The sequence below is a fragment of the Hypericibacter terrae genome, assembly GCF_008728855.1.
In the GTDB taxonomy this organism is placed as follows: domain Bacteria; phylum Pseudomonadota; class Alphaproteobacteria; order Dongiales; family Dongiaceae; genus Hypericibacter; species Hypericibacter terrae.
Genome location: NZ_CP042906.1, coordinates 3,717,008 through 3,732,365, shown reverse-complemented (window position 1 = coordinate 3,732,365; position 15,358 = coordinate 3,717,008). Strand labels below are relative to the sequence as shown.

The window sequence follows — 15,358 nt, the reverse complement described above, 5'->3', positions numbered from 1 at the left end:
AGACAAGGAGGACCCGGATGAGCGACCACGAGATCTTCGAACTGGGCGATGTCGTCCTGCAGTCAGGGGCCACCCTGCGAGGCGCGACGCTCGCCTACAAGACCTACGGCAAACTCAACGGCCGCAAGGACAACGTCATCGTCTATCCGACCTGGTACTCCGGCCAGCATGTGAACAATGAGTGGCTGATCGGGCGGGGGATGGCGCTCGACCCGGAGAGATACTTCATCATCATCCCGAACATGTTGGGCAACGGCCTGTCGACTTCACCCAGCAACACGCCGCCGCCCTATGACCGGGCGCGCTTCCCGAATGTCACTTTGTACGACAACGTCACCCTCCAGCATCGCCTGGTGACGGAGAAGTTCGGGATCGAACGGGTGGCGCTCGTGACCGGCTGGTCCATGGGCGCGCAGCAGACCTTCCAGTGGGGCTGTCTCTATCCCGACATGGTCGAGCGGATCGTGCCGTTTTGCGGCTCGGCCAAGACGTCGCGCCACAACTTCGTCTTCCTTGAAGGCGTCAAGGCGGCACTCACCGCCGACGACGCTTTCCAGGGCGGCTGGTACGAGAAACTGCCGCAGAAGGGGCTGCGCGCCATGGCCCGCGTCTATGCGGGCTGGGGCTTCTCGCAAGCCTTCTATCGCGAGCAGCTCGACATCAAGCGGATGGGCTATGCCTCGCTCGAGGATTTCCTGGTGGGATTCTGGGAAGGGCTGTTCCTGGTACGCGACCCCAACAATTTGCTGGCGATGCTCTGGACTTGGCAGAGGGGCGATATCAGCGCCAATCCGGTCTTCAACGGCAATTTCGAGAAGGCGCTGGCGGCCGTCAAGGCCAGGGCCATCGTGATGCCCGGCCAGACGGATCTCTACTTCCCGCCCGAGGATAGCCAGTACGAGGTCAAGCATATGCCCAATGCGAAATTCCTGCCGATCCCGTCGATCTGGGGTCATTTCGCGGGCGGCCCCGGCACCAACCCCGAGGATGTGAAGTTCCTCGACAATGTCTTGAAGGAGTTGATGCGGTCCTGACCTCACAGCAGCCGGGCGTGGCGCCTGCGCTATGCCTGGCGGCTGCCTTACCAGCTTTCGCCGGCGGATCGATCTCCCGTTCGATCCGCCGTGACGGTTCGTTCACGAATCAAAGGAGGCATCCATGGTTTCAGTGACTCCGTCGTCGATCGTCGAGATCGGCCGCATGAGCGCGGTGACGCTCGCGAAGAAAATCAGGACCAAGGAGCTGTCGCCGACCGAAGCCGTCGAGGCGGTGCTGGCCCGCATGGACAAGCTGGAGCCGCTGCTCCATGCCTTCTGCACGCCGACGCCGGACCTCGCGCGCCAGCAGGCGAAGCAGGTCGAGAAGGCCATTCTCGCGGGCGAGGCGGTCGGACCGCTGGCGGGCGTGCCGATCGGCATCAAGGATCTCGTCTGTACCGCGGGCGTTCGGACGGTCTCGGGCTCGGCCGCCTATGAAGACTTCGTGCCCGACGAGGACGATGTGGTGGTCGAGCGGCTGAAGCAGGCCGGCGCCGTCATCATCGGCAAGACCAATGTCCCGGAGTTCGGCTATAGCGGCGTCGGCCACAGTCCGGTCTTCGAGACGACCTGCAATCCCTGGAATCTCGAGCGTACCTCCGGCGGTTCCAGCGCCGGCTCGGGAGCGGCGGTTGCGGCCGGTATGGGGCCCTTCGCCATCGGCAGCGATGGCGGCGGCTCGGTTCGCATCCCCTCGGCCCATTGCGGCATCTATGGGATCAAGGCCTCGATGGGGCGCGTTCCGCTCTATCCCGGCACGAAAGACGAACGCTATCCCGGCGTGTCGAGCTGGGAATCGCTCGAGCATATCGGGCCGATGAGCCGCACGGTGGCGGATTCGGCGCTGATGCTATCAGTGATCGGCTCGGGCCCGGATTCGCGCGATCGCTACAGCCTGCCCAAACCCGAGTTCGATTGGATGGGTTGCCTCAAGGGCGATCTCAAGGGGCTGCGCGTCGCCTACAGCCCCGATTGGGGCTACGCCGCGGTCGATCCGGAAGTGCGCCGCGTGGTGGGCGAGGCGGTCAAGGTGTTCGAGCGCGACCTCGGCTGCAAGGTCGAGGAGGCGCATCCGGGCTTCGAGGACCCCTATCCGGCTTTCTGGGGGCTGGTCGCGATGGAGTCCGATCTCAAGGGGCTGCGCGCGATGGTGGCGAAGCATGGGGGGCGGATGACGCCGCATCTGATCGACTTCATCATGCGGCCCTGGAGTGCCGAGGACTTCACCGATGCGATCATGGTTCGCAAGGCGGTCACCAACAAAATGTGGCGCTTCATGCAGCGCTATGACCTGCTGCTCACGCCGACTCTGGCCGTGCCGCCTTTCGCGCTGCATGTCCAGGGCCCGGAAAAGATCGATGGCCGTATCGTGCCGCCCTTCAAATGGCTGGCCTTCACCTTCCCCTTCAACATGACCGGGCAGCCGGCCGCGACCGTACCGGCTGGTTTCACCAAGGACGGGCTGCCCGTTGGCTTGCAGATCGTCGGGCGCCATCTCGATGACCCGGCCGTGCTACGGGCCTCGGCGGCGTTCGAGGCGGCCAAGCCTTGGCAGGACAAATGGCCGGCCCTGCTGGAGAAGATGGGGCTTTAGGTTCGCCGGTCGCGCAGCGCATCGCGATAGCGCTTCAGGCCTTCCACCAGCGGGATGCGCGGCCGATATCCGAGATCGCGCGCCGCCAGGTTGAGATCGAAGCTCGTCGGCCCCGTGGCATGGGGCCCCTGGCCGGTGAAGGACACGCGCGTCTCCGGCGCGAAGGCGCGCAGCTGCGATATGACCTGCTCCAGCGTCTGGCCGGCGCCCGCGGTGATGTTGTAGGTGAGGCGCGGCAGCCGCTGGGCGCGGGCCGCGGCCAGCAGCCCTTCGACCACATCCTCGATATAGAGATAATGCGTGACCTCGGCGGGCGAGCTCTCGATCTCGAAAGGCCGCCCGTCCAATGACGCCCGCAAGAGCTGCTCCAGCATGGTCGGCGTGATCCGGCCCGGCCCGTAGATCCAGGAAAGGCGCAGCGCCACCGCGTCCAGGCCATGCTCCCGGACATAACCGGTCATGGCCTGCTCGGCCGCGATCTTGCTGGCGCCATAGACGCCGTCGGGCGAGGGCGGCGTGTCCTCGTCGATCCGGGGGCCGCAGCGCGATCCGAAGATCTCGGTCGTGGAGCAGAGAACGAAACGCCCGACGCGCCGCCGTCGCGCCGCCTCGAGCAGATAGGCCGTTCCCATGGCATTGATCCGCCAGATCTCCAGCGGCCGGTCGGCCATCACCATCGGGCCCGACACCGCCCCGCAATGGAGGATGGTGTCGAACTCGTCGCCATCGACCAGCCTGTCGACCTGGCTTTGATCGGTGATATCGCAAGGCCGGAAATCGCCAGGCAGCGGTTTGCCGGAGGCGAGATCGCTGCCGACCGCCACGGTGCCCTCGCGCGCCAGGCGCTCGATCAGCGCCGCGCCGATGAACCCCCGCGCACCCGTCACCAGCACGCGCCCGAGCGGTCGCTGTGGCATGGCGGGTTTCTCCGGCGGCGCGCTATCAGTCATTCCGTTCCCGGTCTCTCGAGGGTTCACCGTAACCGGCGCAGAACCGGTTGCGGTTCAAGGCGCTCGCGCCGGCGTCTTGTAATAAATGTTAGGGACGTGATACTAGTGCTTCCGTTTATAACATCAAGACGCGCCCGGGAAACGAGACGCGCGGATGACGGGGAGAGCCATGGAGGCGGGCCGCGAGGCGCTGCTCACGGTTGCCGGTCTGAAGAAGAACTTCGGCGGCGTGAAGGCGCTCGAGAAGCTGGACCTGACGATCGCGTCGGGCGAACTCGTCGGCCTCATCGGGCCGAACGGGTCCGGCAAGACCACGGCGTTCAATCTCCTGACCGGCGTGTTCAAGCCGAGCGGCGGGCGCATCGTCTTTCGCGGCCAGGAGGTCGCGGGCAACCGGCCCGAGCAGAATGCGCGCCTGGGCATGGCGCGGACATTCCAGAACATCCGGCTGTTCCGCGATCTGCCGGTCATCGACAATGTCGCGGTCGGCCTGCATATGCGCCATGGCGCCGGCTTCTGGCCGACGGTCCTGCGCTTCCCCACGGCCGCCAGGTCCGAGAGCAAAATCCGCGAGCGCGCGCTCGAGGTGCTGGAGATTCTCGATCTGCGCGACCGCGCGGGCGATCTGGTGGCCAACCTGCCCTATGGCGACCAGCGAAAAGTGGAGTTCGCGCGGGCGCTGGCGACGGAGCCGGTGCTGCTGCTGCTGGATGAGCCTTCCGCCGGCATGAATCCCCATGAGACGGCGGAGCTCGGCGCCACCATCTCGCGGCTCCATCGCGAGCTGGGCCTGACCATCATCCTGGTCGAACATGACATGAAGATGATCATGACCCATTGCCAGCGGATCCATGTCATGCATCAGGGCCGCATCCTCGCCGAAGGATCGCCGATGGAGATCCAGCGCGATCCGCGCGTCATCGAGGCCTATCTCGGCCGCCGCCGCGAGGGTGCCCATGCTGTGGCTTGAGGACGTCCATGTCCATCGCGGCGGGACCCACGCGCTGCGCGGCATCGATCTCGAGGTCCGCCGCGGCGAGATCGTCGCCCTGATCGGCGCCAACGGCGCTGGCAAAACGACGACATTGGCGGCCATCTCCGGCCTGCTGCGCTGCCAGCAGGGGCGCATCGGTTTCGCGCCGGAGCAGGCGCGGATCGATATCTCGAAAGTGCGGGCCGAGAAGATCGTCGCCGCCGGCATTTCCCACTGCCCCGAAGGTCGCCAGATCTTCGGCAATCTCTCGGTCGCCGAGAACCTGATGATCGGCGCCTATTTGCGCAGCGACCGGGACGGCATCGAGAAGGATCTGCGCGCGGTCCACGACCTGTTCCCGATCCTGCTCACGCGCGCTTCCGTGCCGGGGAACCGTCTCTCCGGCGGCGAGCAGATGATGCTGGCGATCGGCCGCGCGCTGATGAGCCGGCCCAAGCTGCTGCTGCTCGACGAGCCCTCGCTGGGCCTGGCGCCGCAGCTGGTCGAGCAGATCTTCGACATCCTGGCGCGCATCCGCGACGAGGGCACGACCGTGCTGCTGGTCGAGCAGAACGCCGCCATGGCGCTCGACCTGGCCGACCGCGCCTATGTGCTCGAGACCGGCCTCATCAAGCTCGCGGGCACCGGCAAGGCGCTGGCGCAGGATGCCGACGTGCAGCGCGCCTATCTGGGGGTGGGTCCATGAGCGCCGGCTACATCCTGGAGCAGATCGCGAACGGCATCATCCTGGGGAGCATGTATGCGCTGATCGCGATCGGCTTCTCGCTGATCTATGGCATCGTGCGGCTGATCAATTTCGCCCATGGCGACATCGTGACCATCGGCGCCTTCGCCATGCTGGCCAGCGTCGCCGCGATCGACGCGCCGTTTCCGGTCGCCATCGTCGTGGTGCTGGCGGTGGGGGCGGGGATCGGCATGCTGATCGAGCGCATCGCCTTCCGGCCGATGCGGGGCGCGCCGCAGGTGACGGGTTTCATCGCCTCGCTCGCGGTCGCCATCGTGATCGAGAATCTGGGCATCATGACGCTGACGGCCCAGCCGCGGAACTTCATCGTGCCGGCCTATCTCGGCGAGTTCGTCCATCTCGGTTCGCTCCAGATCCGCGCCATCGATCTGGCGATCGTGGTTCTGGCGATCCTGCTGATGACGGCACTGGCGCTCTTCGTGCGCTTCACCAAGGTCGGCATGGCGATGCGGGCGACGGCGGAGAACTACAATGTCGCCCGCCTCATGGGCATCAATATCGACCGCATGATCATGCTGGCCTTCGCGATCGGCAGCGCGCTCGCGGCGGCAGCCGGCCTGATGTGGGGCAGCAAATACAGCCAGATCAGCCCGCTCATGGGCCTGATCCCGGGCCTCAAGGCCTTCGTGGCGGCGGTCATCGGCGGGGTCGGTTCGATCAGCGGCGCCATGCTGGGCGGCTATGTGCTGGGCCTGGCGGAGGTGCTGTTCGTAGGATTGCTGCCGCCGGAATATTCCGGCTACCGCAACGTCTTCGTGTTCGCGACCCTGATCGTGATCCTGCTGGTGATGCCCAACGGCCTGCTGGGGCGCAGCACCGAGGAGCGCGCCTGATGGAGCGCCGCAGCCCCTTGCTGGCCTATTTCGCGGCGGCCCTCGTCGGCGCGGTGCTGGTCTATATCGCCAGCGCCGGGCTCGATCCCTATATCCTCTCGATCATCGCCTTCATCGGCATCAACGTCATCCTCGCCGTCAGCCTCAACATCACCAACGGCTTCACCGGCCTGTTCTCGCTGGGCCATCCGGCCTTCATGACCGTCGGCGGCTATGTCACCGCGATCCTGACCCTGCCGGCCGCACGCAAGCCCCATCTGCTGCCCGACCTGCCGGCCTGGCTGGCGCAGATGAACTGGCCCTTCCTGCCGGCGCTGGTCGCGGGCGGCCTCTGCGCCGCGCTCGTCGCCGCGGTCGTCGGGTTCCCGGTCCTGCGGCTGCGCGGGCACTATCTCGCGGTCGCGACGCTGGGGCTGATCTTCATCATCCAGGGCCTCGCCACCAATCTCGACGGCTATACGCGCGGCGCCCTCGGGCTCAACGGCCTGCCCGAGCTGACCAACCTCTGGTGGGTCTATGGCTGGATGCTGCTGACGCTCTATGTCTGCTGGAAGCTCAAGCATTCCTCGCTGGGCCGCACCATGCTGGCGATCCGCGAGAACGAGCTGGCGGCCGCCTGTCTCGGCGTCAAGATCACGCGCACCCGCATCCTCTCCTTCGCGCTCGGGGCCTTCTTCGCCGGCGTCGCGGGCGGGCTCTGGGCCCATCTCGTCACCCTGGTGACGCCGACCTCCTTCACCTTCCTGTTCGCCTTCCAGCTCGTGGTGATGGTGGTGCTGGGCGGCACCGGCAGCATCACGGGGGCGGCCCTCATCGCCGCCATCCTCACCGTCGCGACCGAGCTCCTGCATCCCGTCGAGGAAGCGGTGGGGCTCTACGGCTCGAGCCAGCTCCTGCTCGCGGTCGCGGTGCTGCTGGTTCTCATCTACCGGCCGAAAGGCCTCTTCGGAACGGCCGAGCCCGATCTCTTTGCCTGGATCGGAAAATGGCAAGGCCGCCAACAGACCCATTCCGGGTCGAAACGCCAAAGGGAGGTGTGACGATGAAATCCATATTGTCGAGATTGGCGGCGGCGACGGCCGTCGCCGGATTGCTGGCTGTGGCGCCCCATGCCCAGGCGGCCGATCCGATCAAGATCGTGGCGCTCTACAACCTCAGTGCCGGCGGCCTCGCCTCGATCGACGGGCCGTCGCTCAACGGCGCCAAGCTGGCGGCGAAGCAGATCAACGATGCCGGCGGTCTGCTCGGCGGCCGGATGATCGAGGTCGTCGCAATCGACACCAAGAACGATCTGAAGGAAGCCGCGACCGGCGCCAAGCGCGCCGTGTCGATGGAAGGAGTCGTGGCCGGGATCGGCCATAGCGACACCACCTTTGCCCTGGCCTCGGCCCCCTTGTTCCAGGCGAAGGGCATTCCCTTCGTCACCTCCGGCGCCACCTCGCCCGACCTGCCGGACATGGTCGGCAACGAGATGTTCCTCGCCTGCTTTGCCGACGACGTCCAGGCCCATGCGATGGCCGAATACGCCTACAACACGCTGGGCGTCCATAACATCGTGATCTGGACCGACAATGCGATGGACTACACCAAGGGCCTGTCCAAATATTTCCAGGACCGCTTCACGCAGCTCGGCGGCAAGGTGCTGCTGAACGACATCTACATGACCGAGGACAAGGATTTCTCGGCCCTGGTTTCGCGCCTCAAGGCCAACCCGGACGCCCAGGCGGTGTTCGCCTCCTCGGGCCCCGATACGGCCGGCATCATCATCAAGCAGATCCGCGAAGCCGGCATCACCATGCCGATCCTCGGCGGCGACGGCTATGACACCGACCTGGTCTCGACCGTTCCCGGCGAGGCTTTGGCCAACGAGGTCTATTTCACCACCCACGCCTATGTCGGCCTCGACACCGGGCAGGCCAACCAGTTCCGCGCGGCCTACCAGAAGGAATATGGCGTGCCGCCCGAGAACGCCTTCGCGGCCCTGGGCTATGACGCCTTGGGCCTGGTGGCGGATGCGATCAAGCGGGCGGGCTCGACCGATCATGCGGCCGTGACCGCGGCGCTGGCCGCGACCTCGAACTTCCCGGCCGTCACCGGCAACATCGCTTTCCTGAATGGCAGCCGCGTGCCGAGCAAGCCGGTCGCCATCATGTATGTCGATCACGCCAAGGTGAATCTGAAGACGACGGTCACGCCGAAGGGCTGATCGCCATTCTGTGGAGGACACCGGCCCCGAGGCTCCGGAAGAGGCGGCTCCTGTCATCGTGCGATGCGGGAGCCGCCCGATCCGGGTCGCCGGAGCCGGTGATGAGGACGAACGAGGACTGAGAACGGCGTGATGTCATGACTGGATTGTTGGGTCCGGGCGATCCCGAGGCCGTCGCGGTGCGCAATCCCGACGGCGCCTCGCCGATCCTCTTCATCTCCGATCATGCCGGCCGGGCCATTCCGCGGCGGTTGGGGACGCTGGGCCTCGGCGAGGCCGAGCTCAGCCGCCATATCGGCTGGGACATCGGCATCCAGGGCGTGACCTCGATCTTGTCCGACCGACTGGGCGCGCCCTACATTTACCAGCCCTATTCGCGCCTGGTGATCGACTGCAACCGCCAGGCCGGCTCGGCCCAATCCATCATGGAGCGCAGCGACGGCACCGATGTCCCGGGAAACCGCAACTTGACCGAGGGCGACAGGCTGGCCCGCGATGTCGAGATCCTGCGCCCCTATCATGACTGCATCCGGCAGACGCTCGACGAGCGGCTGCAGGCGGGCGCGCCGACCGTGATCTTCGCCATGCATAGCTGCACGCCGCGGCTGAACGGCGATGCGGCCCCGCGGCCCTGGCATATCGGCGTGATCGCGCACAGCGACTGGCGCATCGGCGACGGGCTGATCCGGCTGCTCGAGGCCGAGACCGCGTTCCATGTCGGGCGCAACAAGCCTTACAGCGTCAATATGGAGATGGACTACACCGTGCCGGTCCATTGCGAGGGCCGGCGCCTGCCCTATGTCGAGATCGAGATCCGGCAGGACCTGATCGGCGACGCCGCCGGCCAGGCACAATGGGCCGACATCCTGGCCGGCATCCTGCCGCGCGTGGTCGAAGGGTCGGGAGTGCTCGCCGCATGAGGCGGTCCGCGTCGAACGGCATCGCGGCGGCCGAGACCTCGCCCGCGGCCGGGGAGACCCGGCCGATCTCCGAGCGCGTGCGCCGCGGCCTGAGCGCCCTCACCGCCGCCGAGAACCGCGTCGCCCAGGCGCTGCTCGACGATTATCCGGTGGCGGGGCTCGAGACGGTCGCGCGCTTCGCCAAGCGTGCCGGCACCAGCGGCCCGACCATCCTGCGCTTCGTCAGCCGCCTCGGCTTCGAGAGCTATGCCGCCTTCCAGAACAGGCTGCGCAGCGAGGTGCAGAAGCAGCTCCAGGGCCCGCTGGCGCGCTACCCCTCGCGGCCGGGCTGGGGCGACGGCAGCGACGTGCATGAGCGGGTGGGGCTCGCCATCTGCGGCAATATCGAGCGCGCGGTGCGGGGGCTGCCGCGCGGGGACTATGCCGACATCACGCGGCTCGTCTGCGATCCCAGGCGCGCCGTCTTCTGCCTCGGCGGCCGTTTCACCCAGATGCTCGCGACCTATTTCCATCACTGCCTGCGCGAGCTGCGGCCGGGCGCGCGGCTGGTGCGCGAGGGCAGCGCCGGCTGGGCCGACTATCTGCTCGATGTCAGGCGCGGCGACATCCTGGTGGTGTTCGATTTCCGCCGCTATCAGCGCGACGTGCTGGAGTTCGCCGGCGGCGCTGCGGCGCAAGGGGCCGTCATCATCCTGGTGACCGACATCTGGAACTCGCCGATCGCCGCCCTGGCCGCCCATGTCATCGCCTGTCCGGTCGAGGTGCCGACCGCCTTCGACAGCGCCGTCGCCGGCCTTGCCATGGTCGAGGTGCTGATCGCCAGCGTGGTCGAGCGGCTGGGCGAGGGCGCCAAGCGGCGGATCGAGACGCTCGAGACGCTGCGCCAGCCCTTCCATCTGGAGAGCGCGCCTCCCGGCGCCGGCCGGAAGGCGGCGCAGACTCCGATCACAGCGGGCCGCAAGGCGAAGCAGAGTCGAAAACCGGACAAGAACGCCAACGGCAAGGCCGGGATGAAATCAGGGAGGTCCACCGGATGAATCGGGAACCGTTCACGATGTTCTGCTACGCGGACATCTCGGGGCAGCTGCGCGGCAAGGGCTTCCCGACCCGCCATCTGGAGAAGCGGCTCAAGAGCGGCGTCGGCTGGACGCCGACCAACATCATGTTCACCGCGCTCGGCACGATCGCGCCCTCGCAATGGGGCCCCTGGGGCGACGTGCTGATGATGCCCGACCGCAAGGCCGAGGCGAATGTCGATTTCGGCGATGGACTGCAGAAAGAGCATTTCTTCCTCAGCGACATCCTCGAAACCGACGGCACGCCCTGGGACTGCTGCCCGCGCACGCTCCTGCGCAACGCCGCGGCCGACCTGCGGCGCGAGGCCGGCATCAGGCTCGGCGTCGCCTATGAGCATGAGTTCATCTATTCGGGCGGCAACGGCCGCACCGGCGACATGTACTCGCTCGATGCGGTGCGCCGCCATGGCAGCTTCGGCGAGGTCTTCCTCGCGGCCCTCGACCAGTGCGGCATCGACGCCGACAGCTATCTGTCCGAGTTCGCCCTCAACCAGTTCGAGGTGACCTTCCCGCCGGAGGAGCCGCTGCTGGCCTGCGACAAGGCGATCTTCGTGCGCGAGATGGCGCGCGCCACGGCCGCGCGCTTCGGCCACACCGTGAGCTTCTCGCCGCGGGTCGCCACCAAGGGCATCGGCAACGGCCTGCATATCCATATGAGCCTGTGGGACGAAGCCGGCAAACCCGTGAGCCACGATCCCAAGGGCCCGAGCGGCGTCAGCGCCACGGCCGGCAAGTTCCTCGCCGGCATCCTCAAGCATATGCCGGCGCTTTGCGTCTTCACCGCGCCCACGCCGGTCTCCTATCTGCGCCTGGTGCCCCATGTCTGGAGTGCCGCCTGGTCGAGCATCGGTTTCCGCGACCGCGAGGCCGGCATCCGCATCTGCCCGACCTTCGCCACCTCGGAGCGCAGCCAGGCCGAGCAGTTCAATTTCGAGTTCCGCGCCGCCGACGCCACCGCCAATCCCTATATCCAGCTCGCCGTGATGATCCGCGCCGGGCTCGAGGGCCTGCGCCAGAACCTGCCGCTGCCCGAGCCCACGCTCAACCAGGATCCCGGCAATTTCAGCGAAGCCGAACGCCGCAAGCGCGGCATCGTAAGGCTGCCCGCGACCCTGGCCGAGGCGCTCGCCGCCCTCGACGCCGACAAGACCGTCCAGGGCTTCCTGCCGCCGCGCTTCCTCACCGCCTACCGCGACAACAAGCGATCCGAGCTCGAGCTCACCAAGGACTGGGACGGCGAGGAGCTCTGCCGCCGCTATGTCGAGGTTTATTGATGCCCCATCAACGACGCCCTCTCCCCTTGCGGGAGGGGGTAGGGGGAGGGATTGAAAGTTGAGCGAAGCGATCACATCAACTCAGGGGGTAGGGGGGAGGGGTGACCTGCGTGATGCGCTTCAGAATTGAATCGCCACTTCCTTCCGGCGCATACGCGGCGGCACGACCCTTCCCGCTCGCTACGCTCGCTGCCCCTCCCGCAAGGGAAGGGGCCGAGGTTTTTTCTGACGCCACCAACCAGACCTGCATGAGGTTCAAATGACTCCCCGCAAGGAAGACGCCGCGCTCACCCGCGAAGGCCCGTTCGACCCCAGGCGCACCTGCCTGCTGCTGGTCGACACCCAGAACTATGTCTGGAACCCCGAGGTCGCCAAGCGCGAGCCTTACTTCGACCAGCAGCTGCGCGAGAAGGTATTGCCGAACCTGCAAAAGCTGATCGACGGCTTCCGCGCCGCCAGGGCCGAGGTCATGTACACGGTGATGGAGAACCTCACCGAGGACGGCCGCGACCGCAGCCTCGACTACAAGCTGTCGAAATTCTGGATCGCGAAGGGCTCCTGGGAGGCCAAGGTGCTGGATGTGCTCAAGCCCGGCCCCGACGACATCGTCATCCCCAAGACCTCGTCGAGCGTCATGAACTCGACCAACATCGAATATCTGCTGCGCAACATCGGCATCGACACGCTGCTCATCACCGGCTTCCTCACCGACCAGTGCATCGACCACACCGTGCGCGACGCCGCCGACCGCGGCTTCTATCCCGTCTGCGTGACCGACGGCTGCGCCACGCGCTCGCAGGAGCGCCATGACAACGCGATCAACCTGTTCAAGGGCTACTGCCGCCGCATGACGACGGCGGAGGTGCTGGGCTGGATGGGGAAGCGGTAGGGCGGCCTCCGTGCCGTATCCCCTCCCCCCTCGAGGGGGAGGGTCAGGGAGGGGGCGGCTCCGCCCGTGACATCGAGCGCGTCTGCCCCCTTCCTAACCTTCCCCCTCGAGGGGAAAGGGACAATGTTTCGAAGTTGCGACCCCAGGAGTTCCACTCATGCCCAAGCTCGCCAACCGCATCGCCATCGTCACCGGCGCCGCCTCCGGGATCGGCAAGGGGATCGCGCTGCTCTATGCCGACGAGGGCGCCGATGTCGCCGTCATCGACAGGAACGGCGACCGCGCCGCGCAGACCGCCGCGGCGATCCAGGCCAAGGGCCGCCGCAGCCTGGCGCTGGCGGCCGATGTCGGCGACGAGGCCGCGGTGACCCACGCCTTCGGCCGGATCCTCAAGGAGTTCGGCGCGCCGGACATCCTGGTGAACAATGCCGGCATCGCCACCGTGTCGCTGCTCGAGAACATGGAGACGGCGATGTGGGACGAGATGATCCGCGTCAATCTCAAGAGCGTGTTCCTCTGCACCCGCGCCGTGCTGCCCGCCATGCGCGAGAAGAAATATGGCCGCATCATCAATATCAGCTCGCAGCTCGCCCATAAGGGCGCCGGCGGCATGGCGCATTACGCCGCCGCCAAGGCCGGCATCCTGGGATTGACGCGCTCGCTCTCCTACGAGGTCGCCCGGCACAACATCGTCGTCAACGCGATCTGCCCCGGCCCGATCGACACCGAGATGAAGCTGCCGCCGGCCTGGGCCAGCCAGAAGCAGTCCGAGCTGGTGGTGAAGCGCCAGGGCCGCGTCGAGGAGATCACGCCCACGGCGCTGCTCCTCGCCTGCGAGGACGCCGGCTTCTATATCGGCGCCACCTTCAACCCCAATGGCGGCGATATCATGGTGTGAGGGAAATGACGCCGCCGCCCGTCGCCGCATCCAGCGCCGCCTGAAGGACCGATCGCCCATGCCCAACCCGCTCGACCAGCCTCTCGCCGCCATCGCCGCCCAGCTCGCCGACGGCTCCCTCGAGGCCCGCGCCCTGGTCGAGGCGGCGCAGGCGCGCCACGACCCGTCGCTCAACGCCTACAAGACCTGGGCGCCGGAGTTCGCGCTGCGCCAGGCGGCGGCAGCCGACGCGGCCTTCGCCGCGGGCAGCCGGCTGGGGGCGCTCCAGGGCATCCCGGTCTCGGTCAAGGATCTCTATGGCGTCGAGGGTTTGCCGACCTTCGCCGGCAGTCCGCGCGAGCTCCCGCTCCGCTGGCGCGAGCAGGGCCCCATCGTCCGGAGCTTGCGCAACCAGATCGCGGTCATCATGGGCAAGTCGCACACGGTCGAGTTCGCCTTCGGCGGGCTCGGCGTCAACGCCCATTGGCCGGCCCCCTGGAATCCGCAGGATCGCAAGACCCACCGCTCGCCCGGCGGCTCGAGCAGCGGCGCCGGCGTGAGCCTGGGCGAAGGCACGGCACTCCTGGCCTTCGGCACCGACACCGGCGGCTCGGTGCGGATCCCCGCCAGCGTCACCGGCACTGTCGGCCTCAAGACCACCAAGGGCCGCTGGTCGACCGCGGGCATCGTGCCGCTGAGCCAGGTCTTCGACACCGCGGGCACGCTGACGCGCAGCGCCGCCGACGCCGCCTTCGCCTTCGCCGCGCTCGACGGCGAGGCGGTGCCGGCGCTCGACGGCATGGGCGGCGTGACGCTCGCGGTCGCCGAGCCCTTCTTCTGGGAGGGCGCCGAGCCCGGCGTGGCGGAGCGGGTGCAGGAGGCGCTGAAGCTCGCCGCGGCAGCGGGCGCGAAAACCTCCGAGATGGCGCTCCCCGGCTCGGCCGAGGTCTATGAGCTCTATCACCGCGGCGGCATCATCTCGGCCGAGCTCTTCGCATTCCTCAAGCGCGACCTGCCGGACTGGATCCCCACGCTCGATTCCCGCGTGCGCAAGCGCATGGAAGCCGGCAGCGCGCTCCCCGCCTGGGAGTTCCTGCAGCGCCGCGACCGCTACGACGCGCTCGGCGCCGGCGCCGCGGCCGCGCTCGAAACCGTCGACGCCCTGGTCTGCCCCACCGTCCCGATCACCCCGCCGCCCATGGCGGCGATCACCGACGACGACACCTATATGCGCATCAACCTGCGCATGCTGCGCAACACCTGCGTCGTGAACTTCATGGGCCTCTGCGCCGTGACGCTGCCGGCGGGGCGCGATGCGGCCGCCATGCCGGTGGGGCTGCAGCTCATCGGGCGGCCGGGCAGCGAGGCGAGGTTGCTCGCCATCGCCGGCGCAATGGAGCGGCTGCTGAAGCAGAAGGATGTGTGGAGCAGCCCGGCGATTTGAGTCTGAGCCCGTCCACCCTTCTCTTCTTCACCTCCCCCCTTGAGGGGGAGGCTGGGGTGGGGGGTGATCCTGGAGCGCGGTCAAGATCGTCTGGACGACTCCCTCCAGATTATCCAGCACGTCATTGTTCCAGAACCGGATGACACGATAGCCGCGCGCGTTCAGCCAGGCCGTTCGCGCTGCATCTTTCTCGCGTTCCGCGTCATGCTGCCCACCATCGACTTCGATGATCAGCCGCTGCGACAGGCAAGCGAAGTCGGCAACGAATTCGCCAAGAGGCACCTGTCTGCGGAATTTGAAGCCCTCGATCTGCTTATGGCGCAGCGCTGACCAGAGCTTGCGCTCGGCGTCGGTGGCGTCCTTGCGGAGGCGTCGGGCGTTGTCGATGGACATCGCTAGGCCAGAACCGAGTTCTACGCTCACCCCCCACCCTAACCTCCCCCTCAAGGGGGGAGGGGGCAGGAAGGAGGGGATTGGTGAAGGGAGAGGCAAAGAATCGTGATCGAAGCTTAGAAGCAG

The 15,358-nt window shown here is 67.2% G+C and carries 15 protein-coding genes; 13 read left to right on the top strand and 2 right to left on the bottom strand.

All coding sequences use genetic code 11. The features are described from left to right. Positions 1-17: 17 nt before the first annotated feature. On the top strand, positions 18-1,034 hold the full coding sequence (locus FRZ44_RS16955) for an alpha/beta fold hydrolase (RefSeq protein WP_151178299.1): 1,017 nt from the start codon (positions 18-20) through the stop codon (positions 1,032-1,034). 124 nt (positions 1,035-1,158) lie between these two features. After that, positions 1,159-2,631, top strand: coding sequence for an amidase (locus tag FRZ44_RS16950; protein WP_225308302.1), 1,473 nt, complete (start codon positions 1,159-1,161; stop codon positions 2,629-2,631). Here the strand turns inward: FRZ44_RS16950 and FRZ44_RS16945 are convergent. Further along, positions 2,628-3,548, bottom strand: a complete 921-nt coding sequence (locus FRZ44_RS16945) for an NAD-dependent epimerase/dehydratase family protein (RefSeq protein ID WP_191908144.1) — start codon at positions 3,546-3,548, stop codon at positions 2,628-2,630. The genes FRZ44_RS16950 and FRZ44_RS16945 overlap by 4 nt on opposite strands. 187 nt (positions 3,549-3,735) lie before the next feature. On the opposite strand from FRZ44_RS16945, the gene FRZ44_RS16940 reads away from it, so the two are divergent. The 11 genes from FRZ44_RS16940 (at position 3,736) to FRZ44_RS16890 (ending at position 14,839) form a co-directional block, all read left to right on the top strand. Further along, the gene (locus tag FRZ44_RS16940) at positions 3,736-4,551 is read left to right on the top strand and encodes an ABC transporter ATP-binding protein (protein WP_225308301.1); all 816 of its coding nucleotides are present in this window, start codon (positions 3,736-3,738) and stop codon (positions 4,549-4,551) included. Continuing rightward, positions 4,538-5,260, top strand: a complete 723-nt coding sequence (locus tag FRZ44_RS16935) for an ABC transporter ATP-binding protein (RefSeq protein ID WP_151178297.1) — start codon at positions 4,538-4,540, stop codon at positions 5,258-5,260. Before FRZ44_RS16940 ends, FRZ44_RS16935 begins: the two co-directional genes overlap by 14 nt. Beyond that, positions 5,257-6,153: a branched-chain amino acid ABC transporter permease gene (locus tag FRZ44_RS16930; protein WP_151178296.1), complete on the top strand. Its 897-nt coding sequence runs from the start codon at positions 5,257-5,259 to the stop codon at positions 6,151-6,153. Before FRZ44_RS16935 ends, FRZ44_RS16930 begins: the two co-directional genes overlap by 4 nt. Beyond that, entirely contained in the window at positions 6,153-7,193 is a 1,041-nt protein-coding gene (locus FRZ44_RS16925; protein ID WP_151178295.1) for a branched-chain amino acid ABC transporter permease, read from the top strand. The genes FRZ44_RS16930 and FRZ44_RS16925 overlap by 1 nt, the downstream gene beginning before the upstream one ends. A 2-nt stretch (positions 7,194-7,195) precedes the next feature. Then, positions 7,196-8,359 carry an ABC transporter substrate-binding protein gene (locus FRZ44_RS16920; RefSeq protein ID WP_225308300.1) on the top strand — a complete coding sequence of 388 codons (1,164 nt, stop codon included), beginning with the start codon at positions 7,196-7,198 and terminating at the stop codon, positions 8,357-8,359. 137 nt (positions 8,360-8,496) lie between these two features. Then, positions 8,497-9,279, top strand: coding sequence for an N-formylglutamate amidohydrolase (locus FRZ44_RS16915; protein ID WP_151178293.1), 783 nt, complete (start codon positions 8,497-8,499; stop codon positions 9,277-9,279). Beyond that, entirely contained in the window at positions 9,276-10,316 is a 1,041-nt protein-coding gene (locus tag FRZ44_RS16910) for a MurR/RpiR family transcriptional regulator (RefSeq protein ID WP_191908143.1), read from the top strand. The genes FRZ44_RS16915 and FRZ44_RS16910 overlap by 4 nt, the downstream gene beginning before the upstream one ends. After that, entirely contained in the window at positions 10,313-11,629 is a 1,317-nt protein-coding gene (locus FRZ44_RS16905) for a type I glutamate--ammonia ligase (protein ID WP_151178291.1), read from the top strand. The genes FRZ44_RS16910 and FRZ44_RS16905 overlap by 4 nt, the downstream gene beginning before the upstream one ends. 259 nt (positions 11,630-11,888) lie before the next feature. Beyond that, complete coding sequence (locus tag FRZ44_RS16900) at positions 11,889-12,518, top strand: cysteine hydrolase family protein (protein ID WP_151178290.1); 630 nt, start codon at positions 11,889-11,891, stop codon at positions 12,516-12,518. A 157-nt stretch (positions 12,519-12,675) separates the two neighbouring features. Then, on the top strand, positions 12,676-13,416 hold the full coding sequence (locus FRZ44_RS16895; protein ID WP_151178289.1) for an SDR family NAD(P)-dependent oxidoreductase: 741 nt from the start codon (positions 12,676-12,678) through the stop codon (positions 13,414-13,416). A gap of 58 nt (positions 13,417-13,474) precedes the next feature. Continuing rightward, positions 13,475-14,839, top strand: a complete 1,365-nt coding sequence (locus FRZ44_RS16890) for an amidase (protein WP_151178288.1) — start codon at positions 13,475-13,477, stop codon at positions 14,837-14,839. Positions 14,840-14,866: 27 nt separating this feature from the next. On the opposite strand, the gene FRZ44_RS16885 is transcribed toward FRZ44_RS16890, so the two are convergent. Continuing rightward, positions 14,867-15,232, bottom strand: a complete 366-nt coding sequence (locus FRZ44_RS16885) for an endonuclease domain-containing protein (protein WP_151178287.1) — start codon at positions 15,230-15,232, stop codon at positions 14,867-14,869. Between the last annotated feature and the right edge of the window lie 126 nt (positions 15,233-15,358).

Bases quoted from the DNA above. Each gene is read 5' to 3' on its own strand.
- FRZ44_RS16910 (WP_191908143.1), top strand. From the start codon at position 9,276: ATGAGGCGGTCCGCGTCGAACGGCATCGCGGCGGCCGAGACCTCGCCC.
- FRZ44_RS16905 (WP_151178291.1), top strand. From the start codon at position 10,313: ATGAATCGGGAACCGTTCACGATGTTCTGCTACGCGGACATCTCGGGG.
- FRZ44_RS16950 (WP_225308302.1), top strand. From the start codon at position 1,159: ATGGTTTCAGTGACTCCGTCGTCGATCGTCGAGATCGGCCGCATGAGC.
- FRZ44_RS16940 (WP_225308301.1), top strand. From the start codon at position 3,736: ATGACGGGGAGAGCCATGGAGGCGGGCCGCGAGGCGCTGCTCACGGTT.
- FRZ44_RS16895 (WP_151178289.1), top strand. From the start codon at position 12,676: ATGCCCAAGCTCGCCAACCGCATCGCCATCGTCACCGGCGCCGCCTCC.
- FRZ44_RS16915 (WP_151178293.1), top strand. From the start codon at position 8,497: ATGACTGGATTGTTGGGTCCGGGCGATCCCGAGGCCGTCGCGGTGCGC.
- FRZ44_RS16935 (WP_151178297.1), top strand. From the start codon at position 4,538: ATGCTGTGGCTTGAGGACGTCCATGTCCATCGCGGCGGGACCCACGCG.
- FRZ44_RS16925 (WP_151178295.1), top strand. From the start codon at position 6,153: ATGGAGCGCCGCAGCCCCTTGCTGGCCTATTTCGCGGCGGCCCTCGTC.
- FRZ44_RS16900 (WP_151178290.1), top strand. From the start codon at position 11,889: ATGACTCCCCGCAAGGAAGACGCCGCGCTCACCCGCGAAGGCCCGTTC.
- FRZ44_RS16930 (WP_151178296.1), top strand. From the start codon at position 5,257: ATGAGCGCCGGCTACATCCTGGAGCAGATCGCGAACGGCATCATCCTG.
- FRZ44_RS16945 (WP_191908144.1), bottom strand. From the start codon at position 3,548: ATGCCACAGCGACCGCTCGGGCGCGTGCTGGTGACGGGTGCGCGGGGG.
- FRZ44_RS16885 (WP_151178287.1), bottom strand. From the start codon at position 15,232: ATGTCCATCGACAACGCCCGACGCCTCCGCAAGGACGCCACCGACGCC.
- FRZ44_RS16920 (WP_225308300.1), top strand. From the start codon at position 7,196: ATGAAATCCATATTGTCGAGATTGGCGGCGGCGACGGCCGTCGCCGGA.
- FRZ44_RS16890 (WP_151178288.1), top strand. From the start codon at position 13,475: ATGCCCAACCCGCTCGACCAGCCTCTCGCCGCCATCGCCGCCCAGCTC.
- FRZ44_RS16955 (WP_151178299.1), top strand. From the start codon at position 18: ATGAGCGACCACGAGATCTTCGAACTGGGCGATGTCGTCCTGCAGTCA.